The 19976-nt window shown below is 37.3% G+C and carries 18 protein-coding genes; 9 read left to right on the top strand and 9 right to left on the bottom strand.

Going from position 1 to position 19976, the window contains the following annotated elements; all coding sequences use genetic code 11:
- The first annotated feature begins 188 nt into the window (after positions 1-188).
- Positions 189-479, top strand: a complete 291-nt coding sequence (locus IGQ45_04285; GenBank protein MBF2056445.1) for a hypothetical protein — start codon at positions 189-191, stop codon at positions 477-479.
- A gap of 112 nt (positions 480-591) precedes the next feature.
- Here IGQ45_04285 and IGQ45_04280 read toward each other — a convergent pair whose 3' ends face one another.
- The 3 genes from IGQ45_04280 to IGQ45_04270 form a co-directional block, all read right to left on the bottom strand.
- The gene (locus tag IGQ45_04280) at positions 592-1131 is read right to left on the bottom strand and encodes a purine-binding chemotaxis protein CheW (protein MBF2056444.1); all 540 of its coding nucleotides are present in this window, start codon (positions 1129-1131) and stop codon (positions 592-594) included.
- 82 nt (positions 1132-1213) lie between these two features.
- Entirely contained in the window at positions 1214-1576 is a 363-nt protein-coding gene (locus IGQ45_04275; protein ID MBF2056443.1) for a response regulator, read from the bottom strand.
- Positions 1577-1675: 99 nt separating this feature from the next.
- Entirely contained in the window at positions 1676-2857 is a 1182-nt protein-coding gene (locus IGQ45_04270; GenBank protein MBF2056442.1) for a response regulator, read from the bottom strand.
- A gap of 416 nt (positions 2858-3273) precedes the next feature.
- Here IGQ45_04270 and IGQ45_04265 point away from each other — a divergent pair, with 416 nt between their 5' ends.
- A complete protein-coding gene (locus tag IGQ45_04265) occupies positions 3274-4152 on the top strand; it encodes a hypothetical protein (protein ID MBF2056441.1) in 879 nt (292 codons plus the stop codon).
- Positions 4153-4218: 66 nt separating this feature from the next.
- Here the strand turns inward: IGQ45_04265 and sixA are convergent, their stop codons facing one another.
- The 4 genes from sixA to IGQ45_04245 all read right to left on the bottom strand — a co-directional run bounded on the left by sixA (position 4219) and on the right by IGQ45_04245 (position 5757).
- Entirely contained in the window at positions 4219-4710 is a 492-nt protein-coding gene (sixA, locus tag IGQ45_04260; protein MBF2056440.1) for a phosphohistidine phosphatase SixA, read from the bottom strand.
- Positions 4711-4880: 170 nt separating this feature from the next.
- The gene (locus IGQ45_04255) at positions 4881-5108 is read right to left on the bottom strand and encodes a type II toxin-antitoxin system HicA family toxin (protein MBF2056439.1); all 228 of its coding nucleotides are present in this window, start codon (positions 5106-5108) and stop codon (positions 4881-4883) included.
- Positions 5101-5325, bottom strand: a complete 225-nt coding sequence (locus tag IGQ45_04250) for a type II toxin-antitoxin system HicB family antitoxin (GenBank protein ID MBF2056438.1) — start codon at positions 5323-5325, stop codon at positions 5101-5103. Before IGQ45_04250 ends, IGQ45_04255 begins: the two co-directional genes overlap by 8 nt.
- A 162-nt stretch (positions 5326-5487) precedes the next feature.
- Positions 5488-5757, bottom strand: a complete 270-nt coding sequence (locus IGQ45_04245; protein MBF2056437.1) for a hypothetical protein — start codon at positions 5755-5757, stop codon at positions 5488-5490.
- Positions 5758-5881: 124 nt separating this feature from the next.
- Between IGQ45_04245 and ileS the strand changes: the two genes are divergently transcribed.
- The 4 genes from ileS (at position 5882) to IGQ45_04225 (ending at position 10810) form a co-directional block, all read left to right on the top strand.
- Positions 5882-8833 (top strand): isoleucine--tRNA ligase, encoded by a 2952-nt coding sequence (gene ileS, locus IGQ45_04240; GenBank protein ID MBF2056436.1) that lies wholly within the window; start codon positions 5882-5884, stop codon positions 8831-8833.
- A 63-nt stretch (positions 8834-8896) separates the two neighbouring features.
- Complete coding sequence (locus IGQ45_04235; protein ID MBF2056435.1) at positions 8897-9739, top strand: EcoRV family type II restriction endonuclease; 843 nt, start codon at positions 8897-8899, stop codon at positions 9737-9739.
- Between the two features lie 2 nt (positions 9740-9741).
- Entirely contained in the window at positions 9742-10665 is a 924-nt protein-coding gene (locus IGQ45_04230) for a Dam family site-specific DNA-(adenine-N6)-methyltransferase (protein ID MBF2056434.1), read from the top strand.
- Positions 10658-10810, top strand: coding sequence for a hypothetical protein (locus IGQ45_04225; GenBank protein MBF2056433.1), 153 nt, complete (start codon positions 10658-10660; stop codon positions 10808-10810). The genes IGQ45_04230 and IGQ45_04225 overlap by 8 nt, the downstream gene beginning before the upstream one ends.
- A gap of 20 nt (positions 10811-10830) precedes the next feature.
- On the opposite strand, the gene IGQ45_04220 is transcribed toward IGQ45_04225, so the two are convergent.
- Complete coding sequence (locus IGQ45_04220) at positions 10831-11034, bottom strand: type II toxin-antitoxin system HicB family antitoxin (protein ID MBF2056432.1); 204 nt, start codon at positions 11032-11034, stop codon at positions 10831-10833.
- 335 nt (positions 11035-11369) lie between these two features.
- On the opposite strand from IGQ45_04220, the gene IGQ45_04215 reads away from it, so the two are divergent.
- Both IGQ45_04215 and IGQ45_04210 read left to right on the top strand, forming a co-directional pair.
- Positions 11370-17141 carry a carboxypeptidase regulatory-like domain-containing protein gene (locus tag IGQ45_04215; GenBank protein ID MBF2056431.1) on the top strand — a complete coding sequence of 1924 codons (5772 nt, stop codon included), beginning with the start codon at positions 11370-11372 and terminating at the stop codon, positions 17139-17141.
- A 276-nt stretch (positions 17142-17417) separates the two neighbouring features.
- Positions 17418-17747, top strand: coding sequence for a hypothetical protein (locus tag IGQ45_04210; GenBank protein MBF2056430.1), 330 nt, complete (start codon positions 17418-17420; stop codon positions 17745-17747).
- A gap of 80 nt (positions 17748-17827) precedes the next feature.
- On the opposite strand, the gene IGQ45_04205 is transcribed toward IGQ45_04210, so the two are convergent.
- Positions 17828-18367 carry an NERD domain-containing protein gene (locus IGQ45_04205; protein ID MBF2056429.1) on the bottom strand — a complete coding sequence of 180 codons (540 nt, stop codon included), beginning with the start codon at positions 18365-18367 and terminating at the stop codon, positions 17828-17830.
- Positions 18368-18596: 229 nt separating this feature from the next.
- On the opposite strand from IGQ45_04205, the gene IGQ45_04200 reads away from it, so the two are divergent.
- A complete protein-coding gene (locus IGQ45_04200) occupies positions 18597-19775 on the top strand; it encodes an amidohydrolase (protein MBF2056428.1) in 1179 nt (392 codons plus the stop codon).
- Positions 19776-19976: the final 201 nt, after the last annotated feature.

Below are 19976 nucleotides of genomic sequence, written 5' to 3'. Positions count from 1 at the left end.
TATGGGCTGTCGTCTAACGGCGAGTCGGTGAACCAAGAATCCCCCACTATAACCCGTAGGGTTATAGTGGTGGGAGTGTCAACCAGTAAGAACTTGAATGCTTATTATTTATTAAAATTTGCATTATTTTTTATTTTTGATATGATGTAAGTGTACGAAATATTAATCAACAAGGAAATAATAATATTATGACTGATAAAAAAACAAAACAAGGTCAAATGGAAACTACCCTCAAAGACTGGGGTGCAACAATTGACTCATTGAAGGCTGAAGCTGATAAAGTAGGGGATGATGCTAAGGCTGATTTACAAAGCAAAATTGAGTATTTGGAAGGCAAAAAAGCTGAAATGCAAGCCCGGTTAGATGAATTTAAAGCCTCTGGAGAGGATGCTTGGGAAACAATGGCTTCTGGTTTCCAAAGTGCTTGGGATGAGGTAGGAAAAGCTTTTGAGGAAGCATCTGCGAAGTTTAATAAGTAATTCGGTGGTGCTGAAAAAGTATTTTGTTTGGCGAGGGGAGGTGTCAGGCTTCGGGTTTCAGGTAAAATGCTTATAAATTAAAGAGTTAAGCCAAATAGTTATTTTTGATAATTTATTCTTTCGGCATGGCTGCAAAAACAGCATCCCCATCAATCGTAACAATAATTTCGCCGTTATCTTTAATCCAATAACCTCTCAGGAAGGGCGCTAATTCTGGGGTTACGGCTGATGCTGGTGGGGAGTGTAAATCATCCACGTTACAAATTTCAATGTCTTGAACATCACTAACTACTAAGCCAACTAATTCACCTGTACTAATATTTTTGAGATTTTGATTACTAGGGTGAATAACTACGGCTTTATGATTAGAAGCGGTTACTGATTGCTGATACCAAGGGGTAAAACCTAATAATTGTCCTAAGTCAATCATCCAAACAATTTCTCCGCGCCAGTTATAAACTCCGATTACCCAGTTAGGCATTTCTGGCACGGGAACAATTTTCCCGAAGGGTATTTTTAAGACGGCGGCAATTTCTTTTAAACCAATCATTAAATTGGTATCGGGTAATAAGACAAAACGTAAAAATTGAGAACCAGATTTTGCTTGATTACTTCTGGGATTGAGAAAGGTAGTCTTTTGATTTTGTGCCATGATTTTAACTAACAAGGAGTTTAAACCCCTTGTTTAGATATTCTAATGAATTATTACGGGGATAATGATGATTTAACCTATTTTAGGCGGTTAATTTTTTAACGGTGTTAAATAATTCTTGTTTATCAACGGGTTTGGGTAAGTAGGCATCAGCACCTTGCTTCATGCCCCAAAATTTATCCATTTCACTGCCTTTGGTGGAGCAGATAATTACGGGAATAGTGTTAGTGGCGGTATTAGCTTTAATTTCTCTACAGACTTCAAAGCCACTTTTACCGGGTAAAACTACATCCAAAATGACTAAGTCGGGTTTAAATTCAGCTATTTTTGTGATACCTTCTTCACCACTTTCGGCGGTAGCTATGGAAACGCCAATTTCTTCTAAATAACTAACTAGAATTTTTCTTTCTGTGGACGAATCGTCAACAATTAATACTTTTGCCATTTTTAATAAGCCTCTAATTTAAAATAATTTATTTGTTTCTACCATAATCAATGATATAGCAATCCTTGAAGTTAACGAACATCTTGACTTTATTTTTCTCTAAGAAACACTTATTTTGAGATGCTTACGAATAGTATCTAAAACCAAGGCGGTATCCACTGGTTTACCGATGAAGTCACTTGAGCCGACCATTTTTGCTCTAACTCGATCCACCAAGCCATCATTACCGGTTAGAATTACGATGGGGGTGTGTTTAAAGAATGTTAGTTTACGCAGTTGGCTACAAATTTCGTAACCATTGGCGTTAGGCATGATCAAATCTAAGAAGATCAAGTCTGGTTTTTTTGCCAATAATATGGCGATGGCGCGTAGGGCATCATTTATGCCAATGAAGGAATATCCGGCGGTGGTAATAATCTTCTCCATCGTTTGACAAATTAGGGGGCTATCGTCCACACAGGCGATGGTAATTTTTAGGTTGGCGGAAGTTTCTTCGTCTAAGTCGTTACCGATGGGTAGTTTTGGTGCTTCTAAGTCTGGAATTTCGACTAATTTGACTAATCCTCTTTGTACATAGGGCAAAAGGGAACGAGTGACGGTTAAAACGTCTCGTTTCATGCGTACGGATAAATCGCGCAGGGTCTGTTGCCCGTCTAGTAACTGACTGAGGGTTTGATAGATTTGGGGGTTGGTTTGTTGTTCTAGTTCTTCTGGTTGGGTGATGACGGGCGCCATGTCGGGAGAGCGGTCAGCTATTTTTGCTGATTGCCAAGAGTGCCATGATTTTTGCGCTTCTTGAATTACTTGTTCGGCATCAATTAACACTAGACGGGTGGAGAAGGGGAGTTGTCGTTCTGATTTTAATTCACAGGTGACCTGCATTGCTTGTGTCACATCGAATAATACTTCAATGATGTTCTGGCGAATCATTCTGGCGGCCTGTTCAAGGCTTACTTTTTGTTGTTCGACCCAAAAGCACAGTAGTTCATATTCCCAACAGTTGTTTCTTTCGTCAAGGGGAAGTCGATCTATTTCGGATTGAATGGAGCTCATGTGGGAGGGAATTTGGGGTATGTTGGCGACTAGGTTACGTCGCCATCTTCTGATGGGGTGATTGCCTCCTGTGGCGTAAACGAGTCTGCCGAGATAGAGATAAAACACCCATTTGCTACGAGGACCAGTTAATAAAAGTTGACCGCTAAAGCGAGGTTGTTTTAGGTTTTCAAAAAATCCGGCTTGTTTTAGACCTGTAAATTCTCGAAAGGGAATGGGATTGGACATAATTTCTTTGGCAGTCTTTGATGGTCTGTGTCTATTTTATTATATATTTTCTGTTTCCACTGAAATATTATCTCACTTTGATACAAAAGTTACGGTGGAGGGCGCTGGGTTTTTCAAATAGGGGGTTTTCATTATCAATTTTTTAGTTGAAACAAAGTAATAACTAACAAATAATAAGTGATAAGTTTTTTTTTTTTTTGATGAAAAAGATTTTTTCAGAAGTTTTGAACTACTAATTTGCAATTAATGGTATATTACCTTACATTTCATCAAGGATGAAAGATATATATTTTTTTTGTCTTGGTATTTCAAAACAATGTGAATAATTAGCTGAAATTTTGATAATCCTATAGTTTTTCTTACTGTTGCCAAAATAATTGGTAAAATGTTGACCAAAAGTTATTTTTAGAGGAGTAATGTTAAAAATTCAAACTAGAAAAAAGCAAATAAAAAGTATTATTAGAAAAATAAAGGTTTCTCCTAGTTGGCAGGGTTGTGTGTTACTCAGCGCCCTCCTCCTTTTTTCTAGTGTTAGTGCAGTATCAGCACAAACCACTTTAAGAGAATTAAGTGAGGCTAGTATCAATTTAAAGGTAGGATTAGATACTTTATGGGTGGTGGTGGCATCAATTTTGGTTATTTTTATGAATGCTGGTTTTGCCATGCTGGAAACGGGTTTTTGTAGGCGCAAAAATGCGGTTAATTTATTATCGAAAAACCTCATCGTGTTTGCCATTTCTACCCTCGCTTTTTGGGGAGTAGGCTTTGCTCTGATGTTTGGTGATGGTAATAATATCATCGGTTCGAGCGGTTTTTTCCTCAATGGTAGTGATAACAGTCCAGCCACAGGAGATGCTTATGTAGGGGTTTACAATGCCTTAAATTGGACGGGTGTGCCGTTGGCAGCTAAATTCTTGTTTCAAGTGGCTTTTGCTGGTACGGCGGCTACTATTGTTTCTGGGGCGGTGGCTGAGAGAATTAAGTTTATTGACTTTTTATTATTTAGTTTCTTTTTAGTAGCTTTCGCTTATCCTCTTATTGGTCATTGGATTTGGGGTGGTGGTGATATTAGAGGCTTATTAACCACTGGAGACTTTAGTTTATTTGGCGTACAAATTATTGGTATTTTTGGGGTTGCTTTAACCATGACTATTTTTAGTTTTCTATTTTGGTATGTGCTGAAAATTACTTTTGGTTTGAGGGTTTCTGAGGAGGAAGAATATCTTGGTTTAGATATTGGTGAACATGGTATGGAAGCCTATAATGGTTTTTTGGATGAGATGGAAATGGAATAATTAATAATGAATAATTAGTTATCTCCTTTTGCTTCACCAAAATACTTTTCATCAACACCTAATTGTCTAAATAATCCATTTAGGGGAGGTCAATAAAAATAGTTCGCTGTTGCCACAGGGATAATCAAAGTTATTAATTTTAACTCCGATTATTCCTGATTTTTTTAAGGTAATTTTACCGCTATTTTTGCCATAGATTAATATTTCTGCCCAACTGCTTAAATCGGGTTCATGCCCGACTAAAATTAGATTATTATCTTCGCCATAGTTTGATTTTTTTAGCCATGTTAACCATAAATTTATATCTCCTTCGGGTTGCAGATAATCGGCAATAATGGTGGAGGGCGCTGGATTATATTTTGCTAATATTTGTGCTGTTTCAACGGCACGACGATAGGGACTAGTAATAATTACATCACATTCAACCGCTATTTTTACCATTTTTTCGGCAATTTTATGGGTTTTCTTAATACCTTCTTGAGTTAATTTTCTTTCGAGATGATCTTGATTGTTAATTCTTTCTTCAGCGATACCATGACGAACAAAATATATTTTCATTTTCAATTAATTTTGTCATTTTCTCTTTTTTGTACTTATCAATATACTCTTTTAATGCTATTTTAACTAAGATATTAATAGTAGAATGTTGACCTAATGTTAAGGCGTGTTTAACTAAATTTTCGTCAAATTTGATCTATTTTATAATAGTTGTTGAGGATTAGTTTCGTTTACAAATAATTAATAAACTCGTTAGATGATACTTTAGCTTGTTTTAATACACCACTTAAAGTACCAACTTTTAAGTCTTTATGAAGTGGCACAATACACACAATTTCACCGTTTAAAATTTGCTTTTTCAAAACCACATGACTACCAGTTTGCCTAGATATTATAAAACCCATTTTTTCTAAGGTTTTAACAGCTTTAATCCCTGAAATTCGAGGTAATTTAGGCATAGACTAATTCCCCATAACCAACTTCCATCGTAGTCACTAATTTGGGTATCGCTTCCACATCTGGACATTCTTCTAAATATAACCTTGTCGCTTCTCGTAAATTATTAATTGCTTCCTCAATGGTGCTACCCTGATCAATAGTACCAACATCTAAGCATTCAGCGATATACATATCTTCTTCTTTATGAATGACAACAGTAAAAATTTGAGTTTTCATGGGGATATTCGTCAGAATTTGTTACTGTTTAATTCTATCTTAATCATAATCGCAGTTCACGAATCTATAAAAAATCCTCATTGCTAGACAATGCTAACTCTATGAGGATTTACCTGATAGTATTTGTTTTTATTACAAAAAAATATGTTAAATACTTCCAAATTAGTTTCTTCTTACTCCAATTTTTGTTAATGTTAACCATGCAATTAAGCTACCAAGACAAATCATTATGGTAGCATTGCTCATACTAACACTTCCAAAAGTTTCTGTTGTCATAGTAAGAAAACCACTTAAAATCAAAAATGCACCTGCAATAATGCAAAAAGCGAAAGCTAAACCAGCAGATAGTTTAAGATAAGTAATAGAGGAATTTTGATCTTCTATTGACTCAGGAATGAAAACACGAAATATACTAGCAACAAACTCTAACATAATTGATTTTTCTAAAAAGATGACTTGGTGTGCAAAATAACTATAGCACTTTATTTTCTTTGTTAATTCCTGTTCACGATACAATCACATAAAGAGAAATATTATACTAATTCAAGAATCCATCGTGACTGAACAGAAAAGCTATAAAGATACCGTTAATTTACCCAAAACAGGCTTTGACATGAGAGCCAATGCCGTGAAAAAAGAGCCTGAATTGCAGGAATTTTGGGCAATAGAGCAGGTTTATGAGAAATTAGGTCAAAATAATCCTAAAGATTTATTTATCCTTCATGATGGGCCACCCTACGCTAATGGTAGTCTGCACATGGGACACGCTTTAAACAAAGTCCTCAAGGATATTATTAACAAGTATAAATTATTGCAAGGGCATAAAGTTAGATATGTCCCCGGTTGGGATTGCCACGGTTTACCCATCGAGTTAAAAGTATTGCAGAGTTTAAAACAGAAAGAAAGAGACGAATTAACCCCCATTACCCTTCGTCAAAAAGCTAAAGATTTTGCCATCAAAGCGCACGTCGAACAAGCGGAAGGATTTAAGCGTTATGGTATTTGGGGAGACTGGGAAAACCCTTATTTAACCCTGAAACCTGAATATGAAGCGGCGCAGATTGAAGTATTTGGAGAAATGGCGCTGAAAGGTTATATCTATCGTGGCTTAAAACCCGTGCATTGGAGTCCAAGTTCTCAAACCGCTTTAGCTGAGGCAGAATTAGAATATCCTGATAACCATGTTTCTCGTAGTATCTATGCTAGTTTTACGGTTACAAAATTAAGTGAAAAAGCGCCCTCCCTCGCCCAATATATGCCTAATCTGAGTGTAGCAATTTGGACTACTACTCCTTGGACAATTCCAGCTAACTTGGCTGTGGCGGTTAACGGTAATCTTGATTATGCTGTGGTGGAAGTAACACCGCAAAATAATCCCTCCCAAACCTCCTTAAAAGGAGAAAATGATCCCCCCCAACCCCCCTTAAAAAGGGGGGAGAAATATTTGATTGTTGCTAAAGATTTGGTAGAAAAATTAGGCAATACTTTCGGTTGTGAATTAATCATCAAAACCGTTATTAAAGGGGAAGAATTAGAACTTTCTACCTACCAACATCCCCTTTTTGACAGAGAAAGCCCCGTAGTTATCGGCGGTGATTATATTACCACAGAATCTGGTACAGGATTAGTACATACAGCGCCCGGCCACGGACAAGAAGATTATATCACAGGACAAAAATATCATTTGCCTATTCTTTCACCTGTGGATGATAAAGGCAATTTCACGGCGGAAGCTGGAGAATTTGAGGGTTTAAATGTGTTGAAGGGCGCTAATCAAGCCATTATCGATGCTTTAACCGCTAAAAATAGCCTATTGAAAGAAGAAGCCTACCCTCATAAATATCCCTATGACTGGCGCACCAAAAAGCCTACCATTTTCCGTGCCACTGAGCAATGGTTTGCCTCTGTGGATGGTTTCCGTGACTTGGCATTACAAGCAATCAAACAAGTTAAATGGATTCCCGCCCAAGGTGAAAATCGTATCACTCCTATGGTGGGAGACAGAAGCGACTGGTGTATTTCTCGTCAGCGCACTTGGGGCTTACCTATTCCTGTATTTTATGATACTACAACCAATGAACCTTTATTAAACGAGGAAACCATCAACCATATCCGAGATATTATCAGAGAAAAGGGATCGGATGCGTGGTGGGAGTTATCCACAGAAGAATTATTACCTGAAAGTTATCGTAATAACGGCAAAACTTACCGCAAGGGTATGGATACTATGGATGTTTGGTTTGATTCAGGCTCATCTTGGGCAGCCGTTGCCAAACAGCGCGAGGAGTTAAAATACCCTGTTGATCTTTATTTGGAAGGATCGGATCAACATCGAGGCTGGTTTCAATCCAGTTTGTTAACCAGTGTAGCAGTAAATGGCATCGCACCTTATCAAACGGTGTTAACTCACGGTTTTGTCTTGGATGAAAAAGGCATGAAAATGAGTAAATCTATCGGTAATGTGGTCGATCCTAATTTAATCATCAATGGTGGCAAAAATCAAAAACAACAACCGCCTTATGGTGCAGATGTACTACGTTTATGGGTGTCTTCCACTGATTACTCTGGTGACGTGCGCATTGGTGATAATATCATTAAACAATTAGCGGATGTTTACCGTAAAATTCGTAATACGGCTCGATTTTTGATTGGTAATCTACATGATTTTGATCCTTCAAAAGATGCGGTAAGTTATGAAGATTTACCAGAATTAGATCAGTATATTTTACATGAAACCCACGCTGTTTTTAGCGAAATTACAGAAGCATTTGAGACTTATCAATTTTTTAAATTCTTCCAAAAAGTACAGAATTTTTGCGTAGTTGATTTGTCTAATTTCTATCTGGATATTGCCAAAGATAGATTGTATATTTCTGATGTTAATTCTCCTCGTCGTCGCAGTTGTCAAACTGTCATGGCGATTATTTTGGAAAATTTGACGAAGGCAATCGCACCGGTTTTATGTCACATGGCGGAGGATATTTGGCAGAATTTGCCCTACGAAAAGCCGTCTAATTCAGTGTTTGAGGCTGGTTGGGTCAAATTAGAACCCCAATGGGTGAAAAGCGGTGAATTTGCCCAAAAATGGCAGGATTTACGCAATATTCGCACGGGGGTTAACAAAATTTTAGATGATGCGCGTAATAAAAAGTTAATCGGTGCGTCTTTGGAAGCAAAGGTATTGATTTATGATACCACTGGCAAGTTAACGGAAATGTTAACCAGTCTTAATCCTCTTGGTGGTTTGAATGATGGCAACAGGGTGGATGAGTTGCGTTATCTTCTCTTGGTATCGCAGGTGGAGTTAGTCAGTGATGAATCTGTTTTGAATGCTTGTGAATATAAAGGCGAGATTTTACTTAATAATACTACTCTCAAGGTAGCGGTGGAGGGCGCTGGGGGTCACAAATGTGAGCGTTGCTGGAATTATTCTACCACAGTGGGAAGTTTTAGCGATGAACCTTTGATTTGCGATAGGTGCAAGGAAGCCTTAACTGGTAATTTCTAAGTCAATGGGGTGGGATTTTCTCACCCTATTTAAAGACTATATTTCATGATTATTAATAAAAAAATGATACCAAACAAAGAAGAATTTTTAGAAGAATTAAAAAAATTTGCTCAAACTTTAACTGAATATGTCTCAATAAAAAGTGGGGATTGGAGGATAAAAGGCTTTATTGATACGGAACAAAATATTTACACTATTTCCTCCGATTCAAAAATTATTTCTAAAATTTTAGAGATACAATTATTCCCAAAGTTTAAACAATTTGCAGAAAATATTAATTTTGATATTGTGTTGGCAGAAAAACAAAACTGGTATCCAGATTTATCTTTTATTTCTAAAACAAATTCATCTATAAAATATGCTGTTGACATCAAAACAACATATCGTTTAACAGAATATCAAGGATTCTGTAATGGCTTTACTTTAGGCTCTCATGGTGAGTATTTTCGCAATCGTTCTAGTAAAAAAAATATACAATATCCCTATAGTGAATATCATGCTCATTTTTGTCTAGGAATATTATATACAAGAGCATTGGCAGGAGATATTGACGAAACAAAAATTTTAAATTTGTCAGAACTTAATAATATCACTTCTGTTATTAAAGATTTACTCTTTTTTGCGGAAGAAAAATGGAAAATTGCTAGTGATAAAGGAGGTAGCGGAAACACAGCTAATATAGGTAGTATTGATTATATTGAAGATATTTTAAATGGCAATGGAGTTTTTATTAATTTAGGAGAAAAAATATTTGATGAATATTGGATTAATCAAGGGGTGTTGCAAGTACCTGATTCTAAGAATCCAAAGAAATTTAAAAAGCTAACTAAACTTACTGAATTTTTAGAATTTAAAGGGCTAGATAAAATTTTAATTAATTTACAAAAAACAAAGAAAAAGAGTTAATAATTATGACTATAATACCCCCTATAAAATCTCAAGGAATTAAAACAAAGTTAGTTCCTGTAATTAAAAATTTGATTCCTAAAAATTATGCTGGTATATGGATAGAACCGTTTATGGGAACTGGTATTGTTGGATTTAATCTTGATATTCATAATATGATTTTATGTGATACTAACCCTCATTTGATTAATTTTTATTCTTCTATTCAAGAAGGAATAATTAATAGTGATATTGTTCGCACATTCTTAGAATATGAAGGTCAAAAACTGTTAGAAATAGGCGAAAATCATTACTATAAAATTCGACATAGATTTAATCAAAAACATTCCCCATTAGACTTTTTATTTCTAAATCGTTCAGGTTTTAATGGCATGATACGATTTAATAAAAAAGGAGAGTTTAATATTCCTTTTTGTCGAAAACCTCATCGATTTGCCCGTGCTTATATAACAAAAATTGTTAATCAAGTAGAAAAAGTATCCAATATTATTAAATCTAAAAATATCACGTTTATTCATCAAAGTTTTGAAACAACAATTAACAAATTTAATACAAATAGTTTAATTTATTGTGATCCACCTTATATCGATAGAAATGTTGATTATTATAATAGTTGGAATATTATAGATGAACAAAAATTATTTGATTGTTTAAGTAATATAAATAGCTCTTTTATTTTATCAACTTGGCATCATAATAATTACCGAAAAAATGAGTATATAGATAAATTATGGTCTAAATTTAATATCATTACTTATGATCATTTTTACTTTGTAGGTGGAAAAGAAACTAATAGAAACTCAATAACGGAAGCTATAATTACAAACTACAATACTAATTTTACAGATGTATCTAATTTATCAGGTCAGGAAGAAACTAATTGTAATCCTTATCAACAATTAGAAATGTTTACTAATATTGTTTAATGATACTACTCTCAAAGTAGCGGTGGAGGGCGCTGGGGGTCATAAATGTGAGCGTTGCTGGAATTATCCTACCACAGTGGGAAGTTTTAGCGATGAACCTTTGATTTGCGATAGGTGCAAGGAAGCCTTAACTGGTAATTTCTAAGTCAATAGGGTGGGATTTTCTCACCCGGTTAAAAAAAATAGTCTGAATCCTTCTATATTTAGGTGTTTTTGTTGTACATATGAATATCCTTGAATGGCATCTTTGATATTGACGATTGCTTCATCCATAGTTTTTCCTTGACTAACACAACCCGGCAATCGAGGAACTTCTGCAATATACCCATCATATTCTGTATCAAAACTAAATATTACTTGAAATTTTATATTAAACTGTTTTGGTGATTAATCTCTGTTAACCCAAATTATACTATAGTTTCCCAGCGCCCTCCCCCTCCACACTCCACATCTCCTGCTCCCCTCTCCTATGGGAGAGGGGTTGGGGGTGAGGGCATCTTAACAATTCTCAACAACAACGGAAAACCGATTAGTTAGAAATACTGAGATACTTCACAAAAACACCTAAATAAATTTACAGAAAAAATATATTTCTTTTCAAAAAAAAGTATAGAATTAAGGCATATATATAAATTTATAATTGTTATCACTATGGCAAACATTACTCAAGAATATTTTATTCCCCTCCCTGAAGGCTCAGCTCATTGCTGACAACCTTCGATTCCATCAATCCAGCTAATGTACCCAATGATGCTATCATCAAATCAGTTATTTCTGTGGGTGTGGTAGCAGAAGGCACAATTATTTATTACGATCATTGGGAAGACGGTTACGAAGCAGACTTAGCCAATCCCACCCAATCCACTACACAAGTTTGGGGGGATGGTGATTTAACCAATGGAATCGCCCCGGTAACAATGAATGATCTATTTGTGGGAGGAGAAGCCTTAAAACTAGAAAGTGATATTACCAGTAACCGTACTAATGCCAACATCTTCTTTGATGGGCGAGACCTCATCAGTGCAACTTTCCCCATCGCCATTACTCGCTTTGCCTTTCCCCTTGATCCGGGCCCTGTAATTGCAGGTGCGACGGAAATTATCGAAACAAAACTTTGGGGTACTAACTATACCATTCCAGTTGGTCCAACCTCCACGGTGGGCTTACCAACGACAGGTGGGAATAGAACCAATACAGGAGGCTTTGAGGCTACGGTTGTTTATGTCCAAGCAGGAGAAGATAATACCGTTGTTAACTATACTGATTTTTCAAACTCCGCTAACAACGTTCCTGGCGTAACTCTTAATAAAGGCGAAACCCGTGTATTTACTGGTGTTGATGTTGGTGATACTATTACTTCCAACAAAGGGATTCAGGCTTATTTCTTAGCTGGAGATGTAGGTAGTACCTATGAGTTACGGTGGGGGACGCTTATTCCCCGTGATGACTGGTCTAATGACTACATTTCTCCCGTTGCTGAAGAAACAGGCTCTACAGGCTTTTTCTTTTTCAACCCCAATAATAGTCAGATCAGAGTATATTACGAAGGAGCCAAATCTCCATCAGGCTCTTTTACAATAAACGCTAATAGCACCCGCTTTATTGAAATCGATACTGATAGTGGTGCAATTAATTTGTCGGGAGATAACTATTCTGGAATTCGTTTCTTCACCAATACAGCTACAACAGCTTTAACTGGTAATGACATTATAAATGCCTCCGCCAACGGACTTAACTTTTATGCCTTTGCTAGTATTGATGCTGACGATAGTGGTCAATTTTTTGATTGGGGTTTTCCACTTTTACCCAGAAAAGAATTATCTCCTCTTGCCTTAGTTAGCAACGGTCAGGGTAACACTGGTGCAGCGAATGATCCAATCGGGTCAAGCCGTAGTGTAGTTTGGGCTTCCCCTACTGAAAATGCTTATCTTTTTGTCGATTTCGATGGAGATGGTAACTATGACTACAGAACCCCTAATCAAGTCTCTCGATTAGATTCTATTCGCTTTGCTGACACTACAAAAACTACCGTTTTACAAGGGATATTTAATTCAGATCGTACGGTAAATACTAGCTCGGCACAATCTTATGATCCAGTTGATTTGGGAGGAATAACAGATGGAGCGACTTATCGCCTTGCAGCTCAAGGCGATGAGGATATGAGCGGTGCCATCATCATTGCTAGTAGTGGTTTCACTGGGACTAATGGATTAACGCCCACGGGTACTTTGATTGACACCGCTTATACTTGGGGTCAAGACCCTTTTCGTTCAGGAGGAAATGATGATTTTGCTCTTGACTTAGGAACTTTAGTTCTGCCCGTGGGTGTTCCTGATGTTAATAAGCGAGTTGTTAGCATTGTCAATCCGGATGGTAGCGTTGAAAATGATGGTATTGTTGATCAAGCTGGAGACATAATCAATTACGTCATTACCGTCACTAATCCCACAGTTTTACCTTTACAAAATATTGTGGTGACAGACTTGGTTGAAGGTTCATTCTCTTTAACGTTAACAGGTCCTAATAAAGTAGGTGTGGACGGTAATCCTATTATAAACGACCCTTTTGATCCTAATGTACTAGGTAAAAATCAAACATTTATTTATACAGGAAGCTACACAGTTACTCAAGCTGACCTCACCAGTAATGGTGGGGGGAATGCTAAAATCGATAACGTTGTTACCGTTACTCTTGAAGGATTATCAACCAAAACTGCTTCCGTTTCTACCCCTATAAATAACACGAGGGGAGCAATTACAGGAACGGTATTAGAAGACATCGACAACAATAATACAGGGGATACCCCTATTAGTGGAGTAACGATTACCCTACTTAGTGGTACCAGTGGTGCAACGGTAGTGGGAACAGCCATCACCAACGCATCAGGGTTTTATAGTTTTGACAATCTTGTCGCTGGTACTTACAGAATCAGGCAAACTAACCTTAATGCAACTTACTTTGATGTATCAGATAAGGATGGTGGAGCAAACTTAAACCAAATTACCGTAACAGTGGTGGCAGCACAAACGAATACCGGTAATAACTTCATTGATGAAAGAAAAGGTATTATCAGTGGAAACGTCAAAGAAGATATCGATGGCAATGATAGTGGGGATGTAAACCTAAGTGGAGTAACAGTTAACTTAAAACAAGGCACCACAGTAGTGGCGACTACCACCACTGATGCGAATGGTAACTACACCTTTAATGATGTCATCAATGGTAGTTACACAGTAGAACAGGTAAACTTAAATAACACCTACTTTGATGTGAGTGATACTCAGGCACCTAACGATAGTCTAATTAATGTAACTATTAGCAGTGGTCAAACATCCAGTGGTAATAACTTTGTAGATGAAAGAAAAGGTATTATCAGCGGAAACGTCAAAGAAGATATTGATGGTAACGATAGTGGGGATGTAAACCTAAGTGGAGTAACAGTTAACTTAAAACAAGGCACCACAGTAGTGGCGACTACCACCACTGATGCGAATGGTAACTACACCTTTAATGATGTCATCAATGGTAGTTACACAGTAGAACAGGTAAACTTAAATAACACCTACTTTGATGTGAGTGATACTCAGGCACCTAACGATAGTCTAATTAATGTAACTATTAGCACTGGTCAAACATCAAGTGGTAATAACTTTGTTGACGAAAGAAAAGGTATTATCAGTGGTACAATATTGAATGATGCGAATGGTGACAATGAATTTGATAGTGGAGATACCCCCATTAGTGGTGTCACTCTTGAATTATTAAATGGCACAAACGTAATTGCTACTGCGACTACCGATGGTGATGGAGACTATAGCTTTGAAGGAATTGAAAATGGCAACTATACCATTCGTCAAACCCAACCAGCAAACTTTGACAGTGTTAAAGAAATTGACGGCAATAATGACAACTTAATTGCGGTAACTGTCAGTGGTGGCAATGATGTAACGGGTCAAGATTTCTTAGAAGACCTACAGACAGCGACCATTAGCGGAACAGTATTAGAAGATGCCAATGATGACGGTATGATTGATGGTGGAGATACTCCTATCAGTGGTGTAACGGTAGAATTGCTGGATGGTACAACAGTAATTGCCACGGATGTCACCGATGGTAACGGTAACTATAGTTTTGAGGGAATTGAAAATGGTAATTACACCATTCGTCAAACTCAACCAGCAGGTTTTGATAGTGTAACCGATGTCGATGGTGGTACAGATAATATCATTGCAGTAACCGTAAGCGGTGGTGTGGATGTAACAGGTCAAGATTTCTTAGAAGACCTACAGACAGCGACCATTAGCGGTACCGTATTAGAAGATCGCACTGGAGACGGCTTTAGTGGAGATGATGTAGCCATCAGAAATTCTTTGGTTGCATTACTCAATGGTACTACTGTAGTAGCTACAACTAGAAGTGATGTTGGTGGTAATTATTCTTTCACTAATTTGAATGCTGGTAACTATAGTATTGTCCAAACTAATTTAACTAGCGTTTATCGTGATGTTACAGATATTGATGGGAATGGAAATGGTAAAAGTAAAATTGATGTTACTTTAGCTGGTGGAGATAATCTTACTGGTCAAAATTTCCTTGATCTTCGTCTTGGTTCTATTAATGGTAATGTTTATACCGACACTAATCGTGATGGTGAAATTACCGTCGGTGATATTGCTTTACAAAGTGTTACTGTTCAACTTCTATCGGGAACAACGGTAATCGCTCAAACTTTAACTAATTCTTTTGGTGGTTATAGTTTCAATAATTTGAATCCGGGTAATTATACAGTTCGAGAAGTTAATCTCCCTGACTATGATGATGTGAAAGACCTTGATGGCGGTGATCCTAATAATATTGCGGTTGCATTGTTATCTGGTCAAGTATCCAATGGTAATAATTTCTTAGATGTTATTAAGTATGGCAGTATTAGTGGTACTGTTTTTGACGATAAGGGTACATTGGGGGCTTTTGATGGTAGTGATGTTTCACTCAGTGGTGTAAAAATTGAGTTGTTATCTGGTACTACAGTGATTGCTTCTACTACTACTGATGGTAGCGGTAATTATAGTTTTATCGATTTAGACCCGGGTAGCTATACTGTCAGACAGACCAATTTAAGTGGTTATACTGATGTGACTGATATTGATGGAGGTAATGCTAATTTAATCAATGTCAGTGTAGCGCCCGATCAAGATGTCACTGGTCGAGATTTCCTTGATACTGTGCCTTTGAGCAGTATTTTTGGTTCTGTCTTTGATGATACTTTTGGTGCCACTGATAACGCTTTTGATGGTGGTGATACTCCCATTGCTGGTGTAACTATCACTCTTTCTGATGGTACAAATACTTTTACCGCTCAAACTGATGCTAATGGTGATTATAGTTTCACTAACTTAGCTCAAGGTACTTACACTATTACTCAAAGTGATTTAGTTGGTTATAACAGTGTTACGGATAGTGAGAGTGACACCACTAATCCTGAATTTAATACAATTACTGTTACTTTAACTGGCGGTTCTTCCACTGGTAATAATTTCTTAGATGAATCTGTTTTAGGTAGTATCGCTGGTAATGTCTTTAGTGATACCACTTATGATCAAACCCTCGATGGACAAAACGAAACACCATTAAATGCCGTAACAGTACAGCTTCTCTCTGGTACAAATGTTATCAGTTCTACCACAACTGTTAATGGTGCTTATAGCTTTACTGGGTTGAATGCTGGTAATTACACTGTGCGTCAAACTAACTTACCAAATTTTGGGAATGTCGCTGATGTTCAAGGTGCTAATGATAATCTCATTGCTGTGGCGGTGGGCGCTGGTCAAAATGTTACTGGTCAAAATTTCCTTGATGTTGAGTTAGGTCGTATTAGCGGTTTAGTCTTTGAAGACAAAAATGCCAATAATGTCTATGACAATGGCACAGATACTTTAATCACTTCGAGTAATCAAACAATCTTTATTGATTTATATGATAGCAATGATCAATATTTGGTTACTCGCATTGCGGATCAAAATGGAGCGTATGTATTTGATAACTTATTCCCTGATACCTACAAAGTAGTTCAACGGAATCAACCAGTGGGCTATAATGATGGTTTTGATAGTACAGGTTTATCTTCTCCTCAAGATATAGTTCCTAACAGTGACCAAACAGATCAATTAACAGGTTTAACTATTAATCCGGGTACAACCTTAATTAATCATAATTTTGGCGAAGTGATGCCCGTCGGTCAGAAAAACATTATTAATGGTACTGGAGGTCGTGACACCATCACAGGTACAACGGGAGGCGATTTTATTACTGGTTTGAAAGGAACTGATTTCCTTACCGGTGGCGGTGGAGATGATCATTTCTTCTACAATATTTCTGTGGATAATGTGGCTTTAGAAGTACCTGAACCCAGCGCCCTCCTCGGTTTAATTACGATTGGGGGTTTAGGGTTTTTAGGTGGTAGAGGAAAGAAGAAGTAGCCCTCACCCCAACCCCTCTCCCACAGGAGAGGGGCTTTTTTTTTGGATGTGGTGGTGGGTAAGGTAATTTTGAAAGTTCTTTTTTTGCTTTCTTTAAAAACTCAATTTTATCTTATCACAAAGTCTTTTTTTGTTGCGTGGAGGGCGCTTTTTAAGTAAGAAGTAACAAGTAATAGGTTTTAGGGGGTGGTGGAGGGCGCTGGATTTTAAGTAATAGGGAGATAGAATAAAATTAAGATAGAATCAGAGAATTAAGATTTGAGGAGAAAAAAGATTATGGTGGTAGAAAGATGGACAGATGAAATGCTCGATCAACTAGGAGCAAATATCAGTGGATTATATGGTACAGTCAGTGAAATGCAAGGTTCAATTAGTGAGCTACGGGAAACTGTTGCGGATATGCACGAAAGTATGACGGATATGCGCGAAAGTATTAATGGTTTAAATGTCACTTCACAAGCATTGTTACAACTTGCCGCTCAACAACAGCAAAAAAGTCGTGAATTAGAGGAAAAACAAGCCGAAAATGATAAGCGATTCAATGTTTTATTAGAGGAAGTGCGTTTTTTAATTCATAGTCAAAATAAAAACTCTGACAATGAATAAAATTTGGTCAGGTTTTAGAGAATAAGTAAGAGGTTTTGGAATGGGGTGAAGGGCGCTGGTATGATTTTAACTGTACTTATCTACCAAGTTGTTGGTTTAAAGTTTTCATCATTAGTGATAATCACGTTATCACCATTTTGAGTTAAGACAAATAGACCTTTTTGATAAGCATAATTTGCCACCTCATCAGTAACGATCATAGCGCCCACCGCCCCGTAAGCCCTCATGTCTTGATAACGAGGCATCAGTCGTTTAAACTTATTTAAACGCTCTAAATGTTCATCTATATCTCTTTGATTTAATTTACTTTTGACTTCCACCAAAACGACTTCGGTATTATTCACTACTAATAAATCTATTTCTAAACCACCATCATCTCGTTTAACAGTAACTCCCGAATGCAATTCGTGAACATCAATATCTCGTTGACGAAATAATCTGACCGCCGAGGGGCGCACCTCAGACTCCACAAATTCACCTAAACGATTGCCGAGTTGACCGATTTGCTTACCTACTCGTTTGATTTGTTTATCTGTTTCTTGAAAACGTCGATCTGTTTCTTTTTGCGCAGTGATTAATTCTGCTAGTAGTCTCCAAACATCATCCGCTGTCGTGGTCATAATCTCTATTGACGAATCTTTATTTCTCTCTTCTATTATAAATCTTGGTTGTGATGGAAAGAGCTATTTTAAGTCATGGGTAATAACTAAGAGCTTCTTGGGGAAGTGAAAAGCTCACCGTTTCTTCTTTTGTTACACTCAATTTTGATAAAACATATAATTGATTTTGCTGACATACTTACAATAAAAGTAGCTAGTCTTATGATTAATAAACAAAGTCAAATAATTAATGTTAGAACAAATTAAACAAATCGCCCAAGAAATTAATCCCCGTCTCATTGAAATTAGAAGGCATTTTCATGCTCATCCTGAATTGAGTGGACTAGAATATCAAACTTCTGCTTATGTGGCTGGGGTGTTATCCTCCTGTGGTTTAAACGTCACGGAAGGCGTAGGCAAAACAGGGGTGATGGGGGAATTAGTAGGCATGAAGTCTTCTCCTCGTTACCTTGCTATTCGCACGGATATGGATGCTTTACCCATTCAGGAAACCAGCGCCCTCCCCTTTTCATCCCAAAATAAGGGAGTGATGCACGCCTGTGGTCATGATTTACATACTACCTTAGGATTGGGTACAGCCATGATTTTAGCCCAACTTAAAGACCATTTATCAGGGCAGATTCGTTTTATCTTCCAACCGGCTGAAGAAACGGCACAGGGTGCTAGATTAATGGTAGGAGAAGGGGCAATGAACAACATTGATGCTATTTTTGGGGTTCATGTCTTTACGTCTATTCCTGCCCAAGTGGTGGGCATTAGAGAGGGTGCTTTAACTTCTGCCATGGATGATGTAGAGATTATTATTCAAGGGGAAGCAGGTCACGGCGCGCGCCCCCATCAAGCCATCGATGCCATTTGGATTGCCTCTCAAGTCATTACTAGTTTACAACAGGCTATCAGTCGTACTCATAATCCCCTTGATCCCATTGTAGTTACTATTGGGCAAATTGAGGGGGGAAGGGCGCCGAATATCATCGCCGATCAAGTAAAAATGACCGGCACCGTGCGCTGTCTTAATCCTCAAGTGAGGGCTGATTTACCCCATTGGATTAAGAATATTGTGGAGGGAGTCTGTAACATTTATGGAGCGAAAGCAATTATTAATTATGAGCATCGTTTGCCCAGTGTACAAAATGACCCTCATTTAACTCAACTTATCGCCCAGTGTGCCATAGAAGCCCTCGGTAGTGATCATGTGCAGATGATTCCTGAACCTTCCATGGGAGCTGAAGATTTTGCGGTATATTTAGATCATGCACCCGGTGTGATGTTTCGTTTAGGGGTAGGCATTGCGGGTCAAAAAAATTATCCCCTACACCATCCCCGTTTTATGTTGGATGAATCTTCCATTTATACAGGGGTAGTCACCATGGCTTATTCTGCTTATAATTATCTTTCTCGCCCGTAGTCCAAGGGGCAAAGTTAAAAGGGCAAAGGTTTCAATATCCATAAATCAATTAAAAATAATCTTAGTTCAATTTATTGAACGGAATACTATTGGTTCCGTGTAATGAATTACACGGTGGGTAAATTCCGAAGATACAATTTTTTAATAACCCACCTTCCGCATACTTCAAAAAAAAGCAAAAATATTACAATGAATAAGAGT

Origin of the sequence: Cyanobacterium sp. T60_A2020_053, assembly GCA_015272165.1 — a bacterium.
In the GTDB taxonomy this organism is placed as follows: Bacteria; Cyanobacteriota; Cyanobacteriia; order Cyanobacteriales; family Cyanobacteriaceae; genus Cyanobacterium.
This window is presented reverse-complemented; position numbering and strand designations above follow the sequence as displayed.

Bases quoted from the DNA above. Each gene is read 5' to 3' on its own strand.
- sixA (MBF2056440.1), bottom strand. From the start codon at position 4,710: ATGAAAATATATTTTGTTCGTCATGGTATCGCTGAAGAAAGAATTAAC.
- IGQ45_04205 (MBF2056429.1), bottom strand. From the start codon at position 18,367: ATGACCACGACAGCGGATGATGTTTGGAGACTACTAGCAGAATTAATC.
- IGQ45_04265 (MBF2056441.1), top strand. From the start codon at position 3,274: ATGTTAAAAATTCAAACTAGAAAAAAGCAAATAAAAAGTATTATTAGA.
- IGQ45_04245 (MBF2056437.1), bottom strand. From the start codon at position 5,757: ATGTTAGAGTTTGTTGCTAGTATATTTCGTGTTTTCATTCCTGAGTCA.
- IGQ45_04235 (MBF2056435.1), top strand. From the start codon at position 8,897: ATGATACCAAACAAAGAAGAATTTTTAGAAGAATTAAAAAAATTTGCT.
- IGQ45_04285 (MBF2056445.1), top strand. From the start codon at position 189: ATGACTGATAAAAAAACAAAACAAGGTCAAATGGAAACTACCCTCAAA.
- IGQ45_04270 (MBF2056442.1), bottom strand. From the start codon at position 2,857: ATGTCCAATCCCATTCCCTTTCGAGAATTTACAGGTCTAAAACAAGCC.
- IGQ45_04275 (MBF2056443.1), bottom strand. From the start codon at position 1,576: ATGGCAAAAGTATTAATTGTTGACGATTCGTCCACAGAAAGAAAAATT.
- IGQ45_04255 (MBF2056439.1), bottom strand. From the start codon at position 5,108: ATGCCTAAATTACCTCGAATTTCAGGGATTAAAGCTGTTAAAACCTTA.
- IGQ45_04250 (MBF2056438.1), bottom strand. From the start codon at position 5,325: ATGAAAACTCAAATTTTTACTGTTGTCATTCATAAAGAAGAAGATATG.
- IGQ45_04210 (MBF2056430.1), top strand. From the start codon at position 17,418: ATGGTGGTAGAAAGATGGACAGATGAAATGCTCGATCAACTAGGAGCA.
- IGQ45_04280 (MBF2056444.1), bottom strand. From the start codon at position 1,131: ATGGCACAAAATCAAAAGACTACCTTTCTCAATCCCAGAAGTAATCAA.
- IGQ45_04200 (MBF2056428.1), top strand. From the start codon at position 18,597: ATGTTAGAACAAATTAAACAAATCGCCCAAGAAATTAATCCCCGTCTC.